This is a genomic window from Bradyrhizobium sp. CCBAU 53415 (assembly GCF_028128735.1).
GTDB lineage: Bacteria > Pseudomonadota > Alphaproteobacteria > Rhizobiales > Xanthobacteraceae > Bradyrhizobium.
This window is the reverse complement of the sequence record NZ_LBJF01000024.1, coordinates 25,627-43,388: the sequence shown is the minus strand read 5'-3', so window position 1 is coordinate 43,388 and position 17,762 is coordinate 25,627. Positions and strand designations below refer to the sequence as shown.

General features: G+C 64.3%; 16 protein-coding genes. 8 read left to right on the top strand and 8 right to left on the bottom strand.

Features of this window, described 5'->3' with window-relative positions; genetic code table 11:
- Positions 1-6: 6 nt before the first annotated feature.
- The gene (locus XH87_RS18470) at positions 7-1,392 is read right to left on the bottom strand and encodes an ABC transporter substrate-binding protein (protein WP_158669177.1); all 1,386 of its coding nucleotides are present in this window, start codon (positions 1,390-1,392) and stop codon (positions 7-9) included.
- A 175-nt stretch (positions 1,393-1,567) separates the two neighbouring features.
- Positions 1,568-2,548 carry a LysR family transcriptional regulator gene (locus tag XH87_RS18465; protein WP_271588375.1) on the bottom strand — a complete coding sequence of 327 codons (981 nt, stop codon included), beginning with the start codon at positions 2,546-2,548 and terminating at the stop codon, positions 1,568-1,570.
- A 117-nt stretch (positions 2,549-2,665) separates the two neighbouring features.
- Between XH87_RS18465 and XH87_RS18460 the strand changes: the two genes are divergently transcribed.
- Together XH87_RS18460 and dctA are read left to right on the top strand one after the other, a co-directional pair.
- Complete coding sequence (locus XH87_RS18460) at positions 2,666-3,739, top strand: 4-oxalomesaconate tautomerase (protein WP_271588374.1); 1,074 nt, start codon at positions 2,666-2,668, stop codon at positions 3,737-3,739.
- A 62-nt stretch (positions 3,740-3,801) separates the two neighbouring features.
- Positions 3,802-5,187 (top strand): C4-dicarboxylate transporter DctA, encoded by a 1,386-nt coding sequence (dctA, locus tag XH87_RS18455; protein ID WP_333909187.1) that lies wholly within the window; start codon positions 3,802-3,804, stop codon positions 5,185-5,187.
- Between the two features lie 106 nt (positions 5,188-5,293).
- Here dctA and XH87_RS18450 read toward each other — a convergent pair whose 3' ends face one another.
- On the bottom strand, positions 5,294-7,222 hold the full coding sequence (locus XH87_RS18450) for an AsmA family protein (protein ID WP_271588697.1): 1,929 nt from the start codon (positions 7,220-7,222) through the stop codon (positions 5,294-5,296).
- 273 nt (positions 7,223-7,495) lie between these two features.
- On the opposite strand from XH87_RS18450, the gene XH87_RS18445 reads away from it, so the two are divergent.
- Together XH87_RS18445 and XH87_RS18440 are read left to right on the top strand one after the other, a co-directional pair.
- Positions 7,496-8,233: a CoA transferase subunit A gene (locus tag XH87_RS18445; RefSeq protein ID WP_158669175.1), complete on the top strand. Its 738-nt coding sequence runs from the start codon at positions 7,496-7,498 to the stop codon at positions 8,231-8,233.
- Positions 8,233-8,883 (top strand): CoA transferase subunit B, encoded by a 651-nt coding sequence (locus XH87_RS18440; RefSeq protein ID WP_035704748.1) that lies wholly within the window; start codon positions 8,233-8,235, stop codon positions 8,881-8,883. Before XH87_RS18445 ends, XH87_RS18440 begins: the two co-directional genes overlap by 1 nt.
- A 145-nt stretch (positions 8,884-9,028) precedes the next feature.
- Here XH87_RS18440 and XH87_RS18435 read toward each other — a convergent pair whose 3' ends face one another.
- The 3 genes from XH87_RS18435 to XH87_RS18425 all read right to left on the bottom strand — a co-directional run bounded on the left by XH87_RS18435 (position 9,029) and on the right by XH87_RS18425 (position 11,760).
- Positions 9,029-9,907, bottom strand: coding sequence for an SUMF1/EgtB/PvdO family nonheme iron enzyme (locus tag XH87_RS18435; protein ID WP_271588372.1), 879 nt, complete (start codon positions 9,905-9,907; stop codon positions 9,029-9,031).
- Positions 9,908-9,960: 53 nt separating this feature from the next.
- Positions 9,961-11,058, bottom strand: a complete 1,098-nt coding sequence (gene nirK / locus XH87_RS18430) for a copper-containing nitrite reductase (RefSeq protein WP_199763005.1) — start codon at positions 11,056-11,058, stop codon at positions 9,961-9,963.
- A 501-nt stretch (positions 11,059-11,559) separates the two neighbouring features.
- Positions 11,560-11,760: a hypothetical protein gene (locus XH87_RS18425; protein ID WP_271588371.1), complete on the bottom strand. Its 201-nt coding sequence runs from the start codon at positions 11,758-11,760 to the stop codon at positions 11,560-11,562.
- 165 nt (positions 11,761-11,925) lie between these two features.
- On the opposite strand from XH87_RS18425, the gene hemN reads away from it, so the two are divergent.
- The gene (gene hemN / locus XH87_RS18420; protein ID WP_271588370.1) at positions 11,926-13,278 is read left to right on the top strand and encodes an oxygen-independent coproporphyrinogen III oxidase; all 1,353 of its coding nucleotides are present in this window, start codon (positions 11,926-11,928) and stop codon (positions 13,276-13,278) included.
- Positions 13,279-13,397: 119 nt separating this feature from the next.
- Positions 13,398-13,595 (top strand): DUF1858 domain-containing protein, encoded by a 198-nt coding sequence (locus XH87_RS18415; RefSeq protein ID WP_035704759.1) that lies wholly within the window; start codon positions 13,398-13,400, stop codon positions 13,593-13,595.
- A gap of 105 nt (positions 13,596-13,700) precedes the next feature.
- On the opposite strand, the gene XH87_RS18410 is transcribed toward XH87_RS18415, so the two are convergent.
- The gene (locus XH87_RS18410) at positions 13,701-14,411 is read right to left on the bottom strand and encodes a Crp/Fnr family transcriptional regulator (RefSeq protein ID WP_271588369.1); all 711 of its coding nucleotides are present in this window, start codon (positions 14,409-14,411) and stop codon (positions 13,701-13,703) included.
- Between the two features lie 121 nt (positions 14,412-14,532).
- On the opposite strand from XH87_RS18410, the gene XH87_RS18405 reads away from it, so the two are divergent.
- Positions 14,533-15,744, top strand: a complete 1,212-nt coding sequence (locus XH87_RS18405) for an NnrS family protein (protein ID WP_271588368.1) — start codon at positions 14,533-14,535, stop codon at positions 15,742-15,744.
- A gap of 2 nt (positions 15,745-15,746) precedes the next feature.
- On the opposite strand, the gene XH87_RS18400 is transcribed toward XH87_RS18405, so the two are convergent.
- Positions 15,747-16,775, bottom strand: coding sequence for an AraC family transcriptional regulator (locus XH87_RS18400; protein ID WP_271588367.1), 1,029 nt, complete (start codon positions 16,773-16,775; stop codon positions 15,747-15,749).
- Positions 16,776-16,979: 204 nt separating this feature from the next.
- Here XH87_RS18400 and XH87_RS18395 point away from each other — a divergent pair, with 204 nt between their 5' ends.
- Positions 16,980-17,600: a response regulator transcription factor gene (locus XH87_RS18395; RefSeq protein ID WP_158671523.1), complete on the top strand. Its 621-nt coding sequence runs from the start codon at positions 16,980-16,982 to the stop codon at positions 17,598-17,600.
- Positions 17,601-17,762 lie beyond the last annotated feature (162 nt).

Here is a 17,762-nt window from a genome sequence, read left to right as displayed (position 1 = left end):
GGCGACTTAACCCGCGACCTGCTTGATGCGGGCGATCAGTTCGTCGACGGCCTTGTCGACCGGGACCTTCTCGCTGACGACGCGGTTCATCGCCTTCGCCCACACGTTCTCGTTGTTGAGGATCGTGAACTTCCAGTTCTTGGTGAAATCGAACGCGGCGGTGCCGCCCTTGAACTGCGCGTAGACGGCCTTGCGGTGCTTGTCAGCCTGCCAGAACGGGCTTTCCTGGCTCTCCTTGGTCACCGGGAACCAGCGGCCGAGCGCGCCCTCGATGTAGGGACGGACGTTCTCTTCCTGGAGCAGGAAGCTGATGAACTGCTTGGCCTCGGCCTTGTTCTTGGCTGCGGTGAACACCAGCCCGGTCTTGACGTCGGAGCGGTACTTGATGGTCGAACCATCCGGCGCCTTCGGGAAGGATGCCGTGATGATGTCCTGCTCATAGGCCTTCTTGCCGGCGTCGCGCTGCTCCTGGGTGAGCGCCTGGTTCTGCGAGTCCTCGAACCACTTCGCCGCGATCGAGATCGTGAAGTTGTGGGTCATCACGATGGTCTTGTTGTGGAACGCGACGTTGTTGTCGGGATCCTTCCAGGTGGTCGAGGAGGGCGGGGTGCAGCCCTTGATGTAGGTGTCGGTATAGTCCTTCATCGCCTTGATCAGGCCGTCGCGGACCTTCGGGTCGTCGACCAGCAACTTGCCGTCGTCGTCGACCAGCTTGACGTGGTAGGCATCCATGAAGGTGTAGAACGACTGGAATGAGTCGGTGGATTCCACGCCCATCGGCTGGCCGACGGCGTAGATGCGCTGGCCGGTGGCCTTGCGGATCGCCGGCTGCACCTTGTCGCACCAGAACGTCCAATAGCCCGTCCAGTCGTTCGGGATGTCGCTCTGCTTGAAGCCGGCCTTCTCCAGCATGTCGTTCCAGATCTGGACGTGCATGCTCTGCTGCTTCAACGGAAAGCCGTAATAGGCCTTCTTCTTGGTGACGTCGTTGTAGAGGATCGATGCATCCAGCGTATTCTGCACGAACCGGCCCTTGATCGGCTCCATGACGTCCGTGAGATCCTCGAGCTTGCCCTCATAGGCCCACTTGCCCTGCGCCTGCACGTCATAGGAGTCGGAATAGGCGACATCGGGAACCGTGCCGGCATCGAGCGCGGCGACCGTCTTCGGAATCATGTCCTGGATCGCGTATTGCGACAATTCGACCTTGATGCCGGTCTTGGCTTCGAATTTCTTGATCGTCTCGATCAGCGCGTCGTCTTCGGACCGATAGAAGCCCTTGCCCCACCAGACCGTGATCGTCTTCTGTTGTGCAAAGGCGGGTGCAGTGGCAGCAAAAAGCCCGGCTGCAGCGACCGCCAATGATACTGCGCCAATTACCTTGGATCTCACGTTTTTCTCCCTCAAACGGCCGGTGTTTTTAACCGGTCGTATAAAACACTAGCGCATGGTCGTCATCCGATCTAGCGGCATGTTGTCAGACATAGGTCGTGGTTGGAATTCGCGCATCGATGCAAAGGCCGCATCGATGCATGCCAATCAATTCACCTCGTGGCGTCTGGCTTCGTCAGCGTTTTCCTTTGAGGCCCGTCGAAGCGGCATTCGAACTCGCCTCAGCGGATTGGGGCCGCGGCTTGCCTCGCCCGCTTGTCGGGGAAGGAGAACGCCATGCCTCGAGGAGCATCTTGAGAAATTGGCTGGCATGAGGCGATAGCGTCGCCCCGCGCCTGCGCACGATGCCGATCGTCCGCGACACTTCCGGCTCGGTCAGCCGAATGGTGTGAATGATCGGATGGCCGGCCGCTGGCGTCGCGAGCCTCGGCAGCACAGCGATGCCGAGGCCCGCTTCGACCAGGCCAAGCGAGCCGGAGAGGTGAGCGACTTCATAGGACCAGTTCAGCTGCAGGCCGTGTCGTGCCAGCGCATTGTCGATCAGCGCGCGATTGCCGCTGTTGCGACCGACGGTGATGACCCGGTGCGACACGATCTCCGACCAACTGACCTGCTTGCGCGATGCCAGCGGATGGTCGTGACGGCAGGCCAGGACGAAGGGATCCTCAACCAGTTTCTCGAACTCGATTTCCGCATGCGAAGCGCCGATGAAGTTGATGCCGAAGTCGGCTTCTCCGCGCGCGACCGCTTCCAATCCCTCGTTGGCACCGATGTCGAGTATCCGGATGCGAATGCGCGGATACGCTTCGGCAAACCGACCGATCGCACGCGGCAGGAAATAGAACACCGCTGTCGGCACCGCAGCCACCGAGACCAGGCCTGAACTTCGCGCGCCGATATCGTGGATGGCGAGCACCGAGGTCTCGAACTCGTCGATGAGGCGGCGCACCTTCGGCAGGAAGTCGCGCCCGGTCATGGTGAGATTGACGTGGCGCGTCGACCGTTCGAGCAGCGGCGCACCGAGGCTCTCTTCCAGCTTTTGAATGCGTCGGCTCAGCGCCGGTTGCGACAGGTTCAGCGCCCTGGCGGTGCGGACGAAGCTTCCCGTCTCCGCCACGGTGATGAACGCCTTGAGGTCGAGCAGTTCCGCGTTCATGGCAGGCTCCATTATATCGATATACGAAATAATACCTCAGATCTTTGCATTTCACAAAATAGTTCTGCCGAAGGATGCTCTGGCCTGCGTGAAGATGTCGCCGAACGGAAGAGCTCCATGAACGATCAGATTGCCATTCCCTGTGTGGTCATGCGCGGGGGCACCTCGCGCGGGCCGTTTTTCCTGGCCCGCGATCTTCCGGTCGACCCGAGCCTGCGCGACGCGGTCCTGTTGTCCGTGATGGGAGGCGGACACGATCTTGGAATCGACGGGATCGGCGGCGGCAATGCCGTCATCAACAAGGTCGCGATCATCGGGCCGGCAACGGTGCCCGGCGCCGATGTCGATTACCTGTTTGCCCAGGTGCGGGTTCGTGAGGGGATCGTCGATACCTCGCCGAATTGCGGAAACATGCTGGCGGCCGTGGGGCCGTTCGCAATTGAAGCCGGCTTGGTCGCCGCTGCCCCAGATCGCACCCATGTGCGCATCCACAATGTCAACACCGGCAAGTTGATTGACGCAACCGTTCCGACCCCCGCAGGACACGTGACTTACGACGGCGAGGCGCGGATCGATGGTGTTCCGGGAACGGCCGCGCCGATCGAACTGTCGTTCCCCAACGCGGCCGGCGCACGCACTGGTCGCCTCCTGCCGACGGGGCATCTGGTCGACCGCATCGAAGGGATCGATGTGACCTGCCTCGACGCGGCGATGCCGGTCATGCTGGTCCGCGCGGCGGATCTGGGATGGAGCGGCCGTGAGGCTCCCTCGGACTTCGCCGACAGCGGCTTCCGCACGCGTCTCGACACTTTGCGCATCGAGGCCGGACGCCGGATGGGCTTTCCAGATTCCGCGACGATGGTGATCCCGAAGCCGGTTCTGATTGCGCCCGCGAGAGAGGCGACGTTGAACGTCAGGTACTTCATGCCACACGACTGCCATAGTGCGCTGGCGGTGACCGGCGCGGTCGCGATCGCGACTGCATGCATCACTCCCGGGACGATCGCGGCGGAGATGGTCGGGCCACTGGCGCCGCCGGTGCCGATCACGCTCGCCCATCCCTCCGGCCAGCTCGTGGTTCGGCTGGAGCCCGGCCCGGTTGCCCGGGTGCTGCGGACAGCCCGGCGAATCTTCGAGGGCCACGTCTTCGCCCGTCGGTCGCACGTGCCTCATTCGGTCCTGGCGGCCTGAAGCCCGCCGCGCCTCCGAAGCCATCAAGAATAATCAGAGCCATGGGAGAAACGAGAATGCAAATGCACAAGGAAGCGCTGGTTGGGCACCTGAACACCGAGGCGAGAAAGCCCTTCTACCGGATTCTCTACGTCCAGGTGCTGATTGGCGTCATGCTGGGCGTTCTCACAGGCCATTTCTGGCCCGAGTTTGGCGCCGCGCTGAAGCCCTTTGGCGACGGCTTCGTCAAGCTGGTCAAGATGATGATCGCGCCGATCGTGTTCTGCACCATTGTGAGCGGCATCAACAGCGTCAGCGATTCCCGCGAGGTCGGCCGCACGCTGGTGAAGTCCATGGCGCTGTTCTACCTGCTGACCGTGCTCGCTTTGCTGGCAGGACTGATCGCGGTGTCGCTGATCCAGCCGGGCGCGGGCATGCATGTTGCGGTCAATACGCTGGACCCGTCGGTGGCCGCGAAATTCACCAAGCAGGCAGGGGTATCCGGCTTCGCGGACTTCATGCTGCACATCATCCCGCATTCGTTCTTTGGAGCGTTCGCCGATGGCGAAGTGCTGCCGGTGTTGCTGGTTTCAATCCTGATTGCCTTCGGCCTGAGCCGTGCCGGCGACGGAGGTGTCGTGGTGACAAAGGCAGTCGCCTCGTTCTCTCAGGTGCTGTTCGTGTCCTTCGGCTTCATCATGAAGCTCGCTCCACTCGGCGCCTTTGGCGCCATGGCGTTCACGGTGGGCCGCTATGGCATCCGATCGATTGGCTCGCTCGGATTGCTGATCCTGACATTCTATATCGCCTGCTCCGTGTTCGTGGTGGTCGTGCTTGGTACGCTGGCGCGGCTGAACGGCTTCAGCCTGTGGAAAACGATCCGCTACTTCAAGGAAGAGCTGCTGATCGTGCTCGGCACGTCGTCGTCGGAGCCGGCGCTGCCGGGCGCGCTGCGCAAGCTGGAGCAGCTCGGATGCCGGAAAGGCGTATCGGGGCTCGTGTTGCCGATGGGCTATTCCTTCAATCTAGACGGCAGCGCGATTTATCTCACCTTGGCTTCCATCTTCATCGCGCAAGCCTGCGACATTCACCTGTCATGGGGGCAGATTGCGGCAATGCTTGGATTGATGCTGCTGACGTCCAAAGGGGCCGCCGGTGTCACCGGCAGCGGCTTCGTTGCGCTTGTCGCGACTCTATCGGTGATGCCGGATTTGCCCGTGACCGGCGTGGCGCTGCTTGTCGGCATCGACCGCTTCATGTCGGAGGCGCGGGCGCTGACCAGCATGATCAGCAACTGTGTCGCATCCATCACCGTTTCGCTGTGGGAGGACGCCTGTGACCGCGAGGTGTTGGCCCGTGAACTGGGACAGGGTGGTACGTTCACGGTCGCGGCCGGGTCGAAGATGGGGGCGGCACCAGTCGTGAGGGAAGACGAGGCCTGGATTTCAACGCCGCAATCGGCCGCGTGACGTCGCGTTGAGATCGGTCGCAGTATTCAGTCTGGCAAGTCGAAGCTACAGCGCGCGGGCTTGCCACCCCAAGCAGCGCGACGTTGACACCTCTGGTTGGACTTGCCTAGTTGGACTTGGCGCCGTCCTTCGCGTTCTCCGCCGTCGGCGATTCCGCAGGTGCGGGACGCTTTCCGCTGCCGGTAATGCGCTCGATTGCGGAGCGCACGGCATCGCCCCCCTTGCGGTCCTTCAGCATGTCGAGCAGCGGCGCGGAGGCCGGCGAGCGGCGGATCAGGCTTTCCGGATCGGGAAAGATCAGCGGATCGTCCCAGGGGCCCTGCACCACGAACGGCAGTTCGAACCCCGACGCGCTGTTGAGACTCGCCACGCCCTTCATGTCGTATTCGCGCGTCGGCACCGAGGCGGTGCCGGTGAGCGTGATCTTCGTCGCCGGGCCTTCGACGCGGATGTCCTCGGCGGTGGCGATCCCGTCGGAGAATTTCACGGCGATGGTGAGATTGGTGTAGGGCGTCGAGCCGTTGCGGAAATTGCCGCCGCCCGACAGCGGCCGCCGCTCCAGCCGCTTCAGGAGCTGCTCGGCGTTGAAGCCCGAGATCGCACCGTCATGCCCGGTCACGGTGGCGCTTCCGTCGAGTGACTGCACGAGGCCGAACGGGCTCGATCCGGAGGCGAGGAGCGAGACGTTGATGTTGCCGCGGCCGGACAGCTTGTTGAGGCCGAACAATTCGGTGGCGCAGGCCTGGAGATCGACGTCGGTGAACTGGAACTGCGCCTTGATATCGGCGACGGTATCGGACCGCGCGATGCCGAACGAGCCCTTTGCGATCCCGCCATAGACCTGAGCCTCGCCGACCGAGAGCGCCAGCGTGCCGTTGCGCAAATTGGCGCCGATCGCGGTGCGGCCGAGCCTGGTCGGCCCGACCGTCAGCTTTGCTGCCGACAGGCGCATGTCGAGGTCGGTGGTCGACAATCCGTTGAGGTCGAACAGCTGCCTGTTCCAGTCGCGCGCGCCGCTCGCAAGCAGGCGGAACGTCGAGATATAGGGTGTAAAGTCGAGCGCGTCGGCGGCGAGCGTCGCCTGCAGCGTCTGCCGGCCGTTGTTGGCGTAGGTCATGACGCCCTCGGCGGCATTGCCGTCGAGCTCGACATTGACGTTCGTGAGCGCGATCGAGGCGCCGACGACGTTGGCGCGCGCCTTCAGCGCGAACCGGCCGAAGCCGCCGCTGCCGGGCTGCGGCTGTCCCGTCCAGCGTAGCGCGTTGCGCAAGGACGGGCTGTCGACGGTGAGCGTGCCTTCCATCATCGGGCTGGTGCGGTTGGCGACGCTGCCGTCGAATGCGAGCTTGAGCGGTGCGCTGGCGATTCGCGCCTTCAGGCCGGACCGGTCGCCGGAGAGGGCGGCGACGAAATCGGAAAAGCTGATCGAGCCGTCGACGCGCTCGCCGCGCCAGTCGAACTGTCCGGTCGCGGCGAAGGAGCGCGAGATCGAGGGCCAGGCCAGCGACAGGTCGATGTCCTCCAGCTTCTCGGTGGCATGCGCGTCGGCCTCCTCGTAATCGAGCACCCCATCCTGGATCCGGATTTCGGAGAACGAGACCTGGTTCTCGGCTCCGGGCTTCATGGTGCGCGCGATGGTCTGGATGAAGGGTGTCCAGTTGCTGTCGCCGTCCGGCTTGAGGCTGACATGGATGCGCGGCCGCAGCAGCATCAGGTCGGCGATCTCGAACCGCTGCAGCAGCAGCGGCAGCAGCCGCAGATTTGCGGTGAGCACGTCGACCTGGAGCGCGGGAGCGCTGGTGCCGCCGCCCTTGAGGCGCACGTCGTGGAAGGAGATGTAGCTCGCCGGCAGCACCGAGATGTCGATATTGCCTGCGACATTGAGCTCGAGCCCGGTGACGTCGCGGATCTGCGTTTCGACCGCCTTGCGCAGCGCGTCGCGGTTGATGAACCAGGAGGTCGCGATCAGGGCGATCAGCACGACGCCGAGCAGCGCCGCGATCGGCGTCCCGAGGCGCTTCATTCCTTGGGCCATGGTCAATGGCATGTCCTGATCGGGTTGGTCGTTGGAGCCAGAAAGGGCGGGCCGGGAAACCCGCGCGCCCACACCCAACCCCCACAACTTGATGGGTTTTCTTGACGCTTTCAAGGCCGCTGTACGGTTATGCCCACGGCGTGGGCAGCTTCTATCACCCAAGGGCGGAGCGGAGAACCCCGTATCATTGACGGCTTCGGACGATTTCGCCTAATAATCGCCCCCAATAAGGCGCGACGCCTGCAAGCCGAAGGTTCAGTCGAGGTTTTTTGCATGAACAAGGTCTATCCCGACGCCAAGTCGGCGCTCGACGGCATTCTCAAAGACAACATGATGATCATGTCGGGCGGCTTCGGCCTCTGCGGCATTGCCGAGGAGCTGTCGGACGCGATCCGGGAGTCCGGTGTCAAGGGCCTGACGGTGGTCTCCAACAATGCCGGCGTCGACGGGATCGGCCTCAGCCGCCTGCTCGAAACCCGCCAGATCAAGAAGATGATCTCGTCCTATGTCGGCGAGAACAAGCTGTTCGCCCAGCAATTCCTCGCCGGGGAGCTGGAACTCGAATTCAATCCGCAGGGCACGCTGGCCGAGCGCATCCGCGCGGGCGGCGCCGGCATCCCGGCCTTCTACACCAAGACCGGCGTCGGCACGCTGATCGCCGAAGGCAAGGAAGTGAAGGAGTTCGACGGCGAGAAATATCTGATGGAGCGCGGCCTGTTCGCCGACCTCGCCATCGTGCACGCCTGGAAGGGCGACACCGCCGGCAACCTCATCTACCGCAAGACCGCGCGCAACTTTAACCCGATGATGGCGACCGCCGCGAAGATCACGGTGGCCGAGGTCGAGCATCTGGTTCCGGCCGGTGAACTCGATCCCGACCACATTCATACGCCCGGCATCTTCGTGAAGCGCATCGTCGAGGTCGGCACGGCCAAGAAGCGCATCGAATTCCGCAACACCCGCCCGCGCCCGACGGCGGCGCCGGCGGCCGGCACTGGAGTTGAAATCTGATGGCCTGGACCCGTGAACAGATGGCCGCGCGCGCCGCGAAGGAGCTGCGTGACGGCTATTACGTCAATCTCGGCATCGGCATCCCGACGCTGGTCTCGAACTACATTCCGGACGGCATGGACGTCAGCCTGCAGAGCGAGAACGGCATGCTCGGCATGGGCCCCTTCCCATATGAGGGCGAAGAGGACGCCGATCTCATCAACGCGGGCAAGCAGACCGTGAGCGAGCTGCCCTCGACTTCGTATTTCTCGAGCGCCGATTCCTTCGGCATGATCCGCGGCGGCCACATGGATCTCTCCATCCTCGGCGCCATGCAGGTGGCCCAGAATGGCGATCTCGCCAACTGGATGATCCCCGGCAAGATGGTCAAGGGCATGGGCGGCGCGATGGATCTCGTCGCCGGCGTCAAGCGCGTCGTCGTGGTGATGGAGCATTCCGCCAAGGACGGCGCCAAGCTCCTGAAGAAGTGCAATTTGCCGCTGACCGGCGAGCGCGTGGTCGACATGGTCGTCACCGATCTTGCCGTCTTCACCATCGACAAGCATGGCAATGGCGGCATGGCGCTGATCGAGCTTGCCGACGGCGTCTCGCTCGACGAGGTCAAGGCCAAGACCGAAGCCGAGTTCCGCGTCGCGCTGAAGAACACGTAAGAGCGTCGCCAGCTATCTCTTCGCCGTCATTGTGAGGAGCTCTTGCGACGAAGCAATCCAGACCTTCTCCGCGGTGGGATGCCGGATTGCTTCGCTGCGCGCGCAATGGCGGGGTGATACGCTGCCGTCATTCTCCCCGCGCTTGTTACGACCTCGCCGACCACGCCTTGCCCCATCGCGCCGACAGGCTCGCCACCCATGACGCCTCCTCGCGCACCAGGCGGAAGCCGAGATTGGCAGGCGGCACGCCTTGGGCACAGCCGCCGGCGCGGGCGTCGCGGATGAAGTCGGTGACATAGGCGCGGTGCGCGCCTTCGGCGATGCGCACGCCGCAATTCACGGTCGCGCGGCCGGCATTGCCGGCCTCGTCGACCCGGGAGCGCACGAAGCAGGTCGAGGTCCACTCCCAGACATTGCCGGCGAGATCTTCGACGCCATGCTCGTTCGGGCCGAACTTGCCGAACGGATAGGCCGTGGTGTCGGTGAGGTCGCGTTCGGATTCACGCTCGTAGCGGCTGATCCAGCGCTTCGAGGGGTCGCTTGCATCGACCGGTGCACCATCATCCCTAAATCTGGAGCCGGCGGCAAAGGCCCATTCCTCGTCGCTCGGCAGGCGGTATTGGCGGCCGGTCTTGCGCGACAGCCAGCCCGCATAGGCTTCGGCATCGTGCCAGCTCACCTGCACTGCGGGGCGATCGGGGGCGATCGCCACGTCGCGATCGAGCGCGCGGCAGGCGCCATCCTGCACGCAAAGTCGATAGTCGGATGAGGCGACCTGATTGCGCATGATGTGCAGCGGCCGGTCCCTCCGCACGTTGCGCAGCGGCGCTTCCGCCTGCTGCCCGCCGCGCGTGAAGTCGCCGGCCTCGCGATATGAGAAGCTGCCGGCAGCGATCTCGACCATCGCCGGCTCGCCTCCCGCATGGTGCGTCGTCACCTCGGAAACCAGAGGCGCAACGGCGAGCGGCCCGGCAAGCCCGGCCGCGCAGGCGAGCGCCAGCTTGAGCTTGAATGCGATCAGCATGGTGATTCCCCGGAGAAAGAAGGGGCCGGTGATGGCCCGACCCCTTGTCGCGTCTAGTTGGTGCCGGCAGGCGGTATTTCAGCAGGCGCCTTCACCTGGGTCATCAGATCGTCGTTCCACTTGCCTTCGACCTTGAAGTGCGCGGTGGCGCCGAGATCGGCTGCCTCGATCAGATTGTGCGTGACATAGGCGTAGATGCCGGGCTGCTGGAATTTGTACAGCGCGGCTCCGGCCGAACCGCCGCGGATGAACCAGGTCTCGAGCCCGACCTCGGGCGCATTGCCGAACTTGCCGGTCTCCCAGACATAGTCGCCATGGCCGCCGATCAGATGCGGACGGCTGTCGCGATTGGCCTGCGAATGCACGATCAACACGTTCTCGCCGACCTTGGCGGTGAGCGCATTCTTGCCGGTGAGCGCGCCGACCTTGCCGTTGAACACGACATGGGTGGGGATCAGCTTCTTCATCACCTCTTCCGTGTCGGTGAAGGCTTCGCCGGGCGAGTCGTACGACTTGAAATTGCCCTTCTCGTCGCGCGGCACGTACATGTCCTGCTCGCCGATGTAGTAGACCTTGTCGTATTTCAGCGCGTGGCCCTTGCCGTCATTCAGCCCGTCGCGCGGCAGCACCATCACGGCACCATTCATGCCGGAGACGACGTGCCAGGGAATCATCGGGCCGCCCGGCGCGCAGTGATAGACGAACACGCCGGTCTTGGTCGCCTTCCAGCGCAGCACGACCTGCTCGCCGGGGTTGATGAGCGTGAGTTCACCGCCGCCGAGCGCGCCGGTCGCGGAATGGAAGTCGATATTGTGCGGCATGGTGTTGGTCGCGGGATTGACCAGCGTCAGCTCGACATAGTCACCCTCGTGCACGACCATGAGCGGTCCCGGCATCGAGCCGTTGAACGTCATCGCCTGGAAGGTGGTGCCCTTGTCGTCGATGACGACCTTCTTCTCCTCGATCGTCATCTTGAACTCGATGATCTTGGGGCCCTGCGTCGTGGCCTGCTCGTGCGCGTGCACGAAGGGCGGAGCGACCAGCTCCACCTTCTGACGCGGCAGCTTGAGATCGCTCGCGGCGAAAGCCGGCGCCGCCAACATCAGGGCGGTCGCGGCGGCGCTGATCAATGCGGCTCTGCGGGTGAACATCGGAAGCATCCTTCATCTGAAAAGGTTTTGATGACGGAATGCAGTGTGCGCCGATCGCGGCAAGCGTGTTTGCGCTGCGACAAGCTTCCGCCGGATTCACCTCCGCAACAGTACTTAGGTGTCTCGGCGGAGCATGATCGGTGATGCCATCTTGGCCGCGTCCCAAGGCGGGATGCGAATGTCGCGGCCGAGCAACCAGCCTTTGCGGCAACCGGCGTCGCGCCATGCTCGGGATCGCCGAGCGTGACCGCAACGCATCTGCGCTCAGCGGCGACTCGTTCGCATCTTCAAGCGGGATGGCGATCTCGGCCGGACCGGCGCGTCCGGGCGAGGATGCATGGCTGGTCGTGTCGGCGGCGAGGTGGGCAGGCCGGCAAGGCAGGTGGGGACGACCAAAGCATGATCCGGCAAAGTGCGCAGCGGTTTTCCCTCGCGACAAGCGCGGAACGTGTTTGTGCGGAGATCATGAGCGCGATTGTTTCATCCTGATCGCATCGCGCTTTAGAGGAGGTGGATCGCAAGCCAGACCGTTCCCCAGATCGCCAGCGACAGCCCGACCAAGACGACGATTGCTGCGGCCAGAGCGAGCACCAAGCCGGCGGGGGCTGGCGTGGCCGGGGCCGGCCGGAAGTCGTCGAAACGCGGGATATGGCCGCGGACGTCGAGCAGGGAGAGAATGAGGTCGAGTGCGAGAAGCCTCATGGCAAAACGCTCCGGTAGCCTGCGGATCGTTCTCATCATGGTCGGGAACCGATCGCCGCGCTTTGCGCGAGCGCAAAGTCGCTTCCGCGCCTCCGGGTTAATTGAACTCGTTCCGTGATTTGCCGTGGCGTCTGCGCGCGGCGGAAATTTACGAATGGGTAAGATATGAGAGCTGATCTTGCGGCGATCTACGGCGAGGAACGTCTCCCACGCTACACCAGCTACCCGACCGCACCGCACTTCACGTCCGCGATCGGTCCAGACACATATGCGAGGTGGCTGGCGGAACTGCCGGCGGGTGCCAGCGCGTCTCTTTATCTGCACGTGCCGTTCTGCCGCGAGATGTGCTGGTACTGCGGCTGCCATACCCAGATCGTCCGCCGCGACGAGCTCATCGCCGGCTATCAACGGACGCTGCGCGGCGAGATCGCGCTGGCCGCCGAAACCATCGGCCGCCGCATCAAGGTCGAGCATATCCATTTCGGCGGCGGTACGCCGACGATCATGGCGCCGGAAGCCTTTGCCGAGTTGATGGCGACGATGCGCCAGAGATTCTTCGTGCTGCCTTCGGCCGAAATCGCGGTCGAGATCGATCCCCGCACGTTGACCGCCGACATGGTCGAGGCCATGCGGCTCTCCGGCGTCAACCGCGCGAGCCTCGGCGTGCAGAGCTTCGATCCCGTGGTGCAGAGGGCGATCAACCGCGTGCAGAGCTTCGAGCAGACCGCGTCCGTGGTCGACATGCTCCGCGGCGCGGGCATCGAGGGCATCAATTTCGACCTGATCTACGGCTTGCCGCACCAGAGTGTCGCGTCGTGCCTGGACACCGTGCGGCGCAGCCTCGCGCTCGCGCCCAATCGTTTCTCGGTGTTCGGCTATGCTCATGTGCCTGATTTCAAGAAGCACCAGCGCATGATCAGCGAGGCCGTGCTGCCCGACGGCCTGGCGCGCCACGACCAGGCCTGCGCGATCGCGAATGCCCTGAAGGAGGCCGGTTACGTGCAGATCGGGCTCGATCATTTCGCACGGCCCGACGATTCCATGGCCGTGGCGTTCGAGCAGCGGACGCTGCGGCGCAATTTTCAGGGCTACACCACCGACAAGAGTGAAATCCTGCTCGGCTTCGGCGCGAGCGCGATCGGACATCTGCCGCAGGGCTACGTCCAGAACGAGGTGCAGATCGGCGCTTATGCGCAGAGCATCGCCGCCGGCCGCCTCGCTACCGCGAAGGGCTATGGGCTCACCGATGACGATCGGCTGCGCGCCGATATCATCGAACGCATCATGTGCGAGTTCGGTGCTGATCTCGGCGACATCTGCGCGCGCCATGGCGCAGAGGCAGGGGCGATGCTGAAATCGGCGGCGCGTCTGAAACCGCTGATCTCCGACGGCGTCGTTAGGTTGGACGGCGACCGGCTCGCGGTCGCCAAGGATTCGCGCTTCCTGGTCCGCAGCGTCGCCGCCGCATTCGACGCGCATCTGGATACTGCGAAGCAGTTGCACAGCAGGGCGGTTTAGACGCTCTCTCCGTCACTCCGGGATCGTGCTGTGCACGCCCCGGAATGACGACGTTGCTTGCGCTTCGACAAAGAAGCTCCGCCTCGCCCCGCTATCGTCGTCTCCGAACGGAGTTGTCCATGCCATTTGGATCCGACGATCTGGTCGATGACATCATGCGCACGGCGCCGCACACGATCCGCGTGTTTCTCGCCTTCAGGATGGCTTGTGTCGGCTGTCCGATCGCGACCTTCCACACCGTGGATGATGCCTGCCGCGAGCATGGCATCGACCGCGACAAATTCCTCGCTGCATTGAGCGATTGCGTGCCGGCGTGAGACGGTCTGGAATTCGCGCGGGTGCGCGTTCCCGGATGAGGGAGCGCTTTCGCCGCAGGCGGAAGCGCCTCTCACCCTCGTCAGCCGAGGCATCCCGGCGTCGGCTCAAGTCGCGCCGCTGTCGGCGTTTCGCTCCGCCAAGACGACGATTCTGTGCGGGTCGCGCAGGATGATGCGCTGGCGGCCGCTCTCGACGAGGCCTTGGCTCTCCCAGCCGCTGAGGATGCGGCTGACGGTGTGCAGCGTGGTGCCGGTCATCTGCGCGATGTCCTGGCGGCTGATCGGGAAGTCGATCTCGATGCCGTGGTCGAGTTTCTTGCCGGACTGCTTGGCGAGGCGCAGCAGCGCGTGCGCGACGCGTTGCTCGACCTGCTGGGTCGACATTTCCAGGATGCGGGTGTGGCTCTCCTGAAGCCGGGTGCCGACGGTCTGCAGCGTGTTGGCGGCAAGCGCTGGAAACCGCTCGACCAGCCGCGGCCAGGCCGAGGTCGGCCAGATCAGCACGACGCTGTCATCGACGGCCATCGCCGTCGCCGGGTACCGCGCGGCTCCGATCGCCATCGCGAGCCCGAACGTTTCGCCAGGCGCGACATAGCGCACCACGATCTGCTCGCCGGTCGGCGTGGTCTTGGCCGCGCGGACATGGCCGTGCAGCAGCAGGAAGAAGGACTGCGCATCCGCCCCCTGTTCGAAGATGGCACTGTTCTTGGGATAGCGCGCCGACCGGGCCTCACGCAGGATCTCATCCAGAGCGTCCGGCGTGACCCCGGCAAACAGCGGCAAATGCGCAACCAGCGATGTGTCGACCTTGGCCATTCTGCCTCCTTGTCGCTCGGGAGCGTGATGGCACCTGCAATCGTCAGGTAGTTTGCGATAGCGCAAAACGGACCGGCCGGGTGGCGGTATTTTTCGATCCGAATTGATTGGAGTTGACCTCATGGCTGGCGCCCGATCCCGCAATTTTGCGGGCTGGCCGCTGTTTGCGAACAGCTTTCGGCCCTTCTTCCTGCTTGCCGCGATCCAGGCGGCGCTGTCGATCCTGGCCTGGCTGCCGATGTTCTATGGCGAATTGTCCGTGAGTTCCGCATTCGCGCCGCGCGATTGGCACATCCATGAGATGCTCTATGGCTTTCTTCCGGCTGTCATCACCGGGTTCCTGTTCACGGCAATTCCGAACTGGACGGGGCGGCTGCCGGTTCGGGGCACGTCGCTGGGAGCGTTGCTCGTGGTTTGGCTGGCGGGACGCGTCGCAGTAACCTTGTCCGCCGAACTCGGCTGGTCGCTTGCGCTTGTCGTCGATGCCGCCTTCCTGATGCTCGTCGTCGGGGCCGCCGCGCGCGAGATCATCGCCGGCGGCAACTGGCGCAACCTGCCCGTGGTGGGACTGGTGCTCGTGCTGCTCGCCGGCAACGTCGCCTTTCATCTCGAAGCGCATTACGAAGGCGCGGCCGATGTCAGCATCCGCGTCGGCATCAGCGTCGTTGTGCTGCTGATCTCGCTGATCGGCGGCCGCATCATCCCGAGCTTCACCCGCAACTGGTTGGTCAAGTTCAATCTCGGCCGTCTGCCCGTGCCATTCGGACGCTTCGACGGCGCAGTGATCGGATGTAGCGCGCTCGCGCTCGTCTCATGGATCGTGGCGCCGTTGAATGCCGTCACCGGCATCCTGATGGCATTCGTCGGCGTGCTGCATCTGGTGCGGCTTGCGCGCTGGGCTGGCGATCGCACCTTCCGCGAGCGGCTGCTCGTGATCCTGCATGTCGGCTACGTCTTCGTGCCGTTCGGTTTTATCCTGCATGCCCTGGCGGTTCTCGGTGTGCTGCCGCCCAGCGCCGGCATCCACGCCTGGATGGCGGGTGCGGCGGGAACCATGACGCTCGCAGTGATGACCCGCGCGAGTCTCGGCCATACCGGACAGGCGTTGACGGCTTCGCCGGCGATCCAGGGAATCTATGCTGCAATCATCATCGCGGCTTTGGCTCGGGTCGCTGCCGTCGTATTGCCAGCGCACAACGATGTGTTGTTGCACATCGCCGTCTGCGGCTGGATCGTCGCCTTCCTCGGATTTGCCATCGCGTTCGGTCCGCTGCTCGCCGGCAGCCGGTGGCGTGCCCTCGCCACGATGGGCGTACCCGCTCCGGCGCGCTGAACTCAAGCCGCAGTCGCCGAGGGCGGCGCTGTCGGAGGCCGCGCGCCCTTGCGCCATTCGGTGATGGTGCAGCCGAATCGGCCGCGGAACCAGCGCGCCATGGCGCTCTGCGCGGAGAAGCCAAGCTGCATCGCGATGTCGGCCAACGGTCGGCCGGGGGCGCCGATCAGCTTGATCACGAGATCGGCGCGCTGCGTATCCAGGATGGCCGAGAAGCTGGTGCCGGATGCCGCGAGGCGGCGGTGGATGGTGCGGCGAGTGCAGGCGAGATGCTCGGCGACGCGCTCGATCGTGCAGTCGCCGCCGGCAAGGAGGAGACGTACGACCTCGTCGACCTTCTGCTCCCAGCTTGCGGGCCGTGTTTCGATCGCCTCGATCCGCTTGCGCAGATAGCTCGCGATCAGCGGATGCGCGCTCGGGATCCGACGCTCCATATCGTGTGCGGACAGCACGATCGCATCATCCCTCGCGTTGAAGATCACGCGGCAGCCGAAGAATTCGCGATAGCGCTTGCGATCGTGCGGCGGCGGATGATGCAGGTGCACCTCCTGCGGCCGCCAGTCGTGACCGAACAGCGACTGGATGATGCGGTGGACGCTGCCGAGCGCCATGTCGATCGACTGCCGCGACGCGCCCGGGTGCCGGCCGCGCAGATGCATCGTGATGGTCACGGTCTGCTTGCTGCGCGCAACGTCCAGCCGCATGCCATCGTGATGGATATGAATGAAGCGTGAGAACGCATTGATGGCCTCACCGACGGTCGCTTGCTCGCGCACGATCAGGCCGACCGCGCCGAAATTGGTCAGGCCGCCGCGCTCGGCGAGACGCAAGCCGAAATCGTCGACGCCGGACGCCTCCGCCGACAATTCGAGCAGACGACGCAGGCTGGCGACGGCGATGGGCGTGTCGGGCTTGTCGACGCAGGCCGGTGGCAGCCTCGCCTTGCGCATCATCTGCCTGGGGTCGAGCCCGACTGACCGGGCGACCTCCGGGTAATAACTCAGGCTCGAGCTGCGAACGAGGTCGGTCATGCGAACCGTTCCTGCCAGCCATCGCTGCAGGTGTCCCGAAATGTAAAATTTCTGTCCCGGTCAGTCAAACCCGGGAACCGGGCGGAACATACATACGGGAAACCGAAGCACGAGCGTGAATGCCGTGTTTACGACGGTCGGGCAGGGCGATGGAGCCGGCTACCGTCTCGGACCATTTGACCAAGACATTGCTGGATCGGGATCATGCCGGGAAACATGCTTTCCAAGGGTGAGATATTCGTCATCGACACCGACGCAGCCTCCCGCGAACAACTTTCGGCGGCGCTCCAACGGAACGCCTATGAAGTGACCTGTTTCGCTGACGGTGCGTCTCTCTTGTCCGCAGCAAAGGCGCGGATGCCGGCCTGCGTGCTGCTGGAGCTGCCGTCCGATCATTCCGGCCTCGAGGTGCTCAAGCGGTTGCGCGGCGAGAACTGCATGGCGCCGGTGCTCGTGACCTCGGCCAACGGCAGCATCGCCATGGCGGTCGACGCCATCAAGAGCGGCGCGGCCGACTTCATTGAAAAGCCGTTCCGCACCCACGACATCGTCGGCCGGATCGATGCCGCCATCGATGAGTTCACCCAGCCCGCCGCGATCCGGCAATGCTGGCTGCCCGGTTGCGAGCCCCTGACCGGGCGCGAAGGGGACGTGCTCGAGCATCTCGCCGCCGGTCTCACCAACAAGGAGATCGCCCGGCGCATGCATCTGAGCGCGCGGACGGTCGAGGGTTACCGCGCCAGCATCCTGAAGAAGGCCGGCGCCCGCAACGTGACCGATCTGCTGCGCCGTATCTTCGGCCAGGCTTCGCCGGCCCAGGTTTAAAGACCGCCGGAACGACAAAGCGTTCCCCGGCCATGGTGCCGTCGCGGCGGCGCCGCACAGAAACCTCAATCGAACCAGTTCCTTCCCTGCCGCGTCCAACCACGATGGCGAGGCATTTCATCGCGCGCGTCCGGCTGGCGGCGCGGCGATACCGGCAGGAGG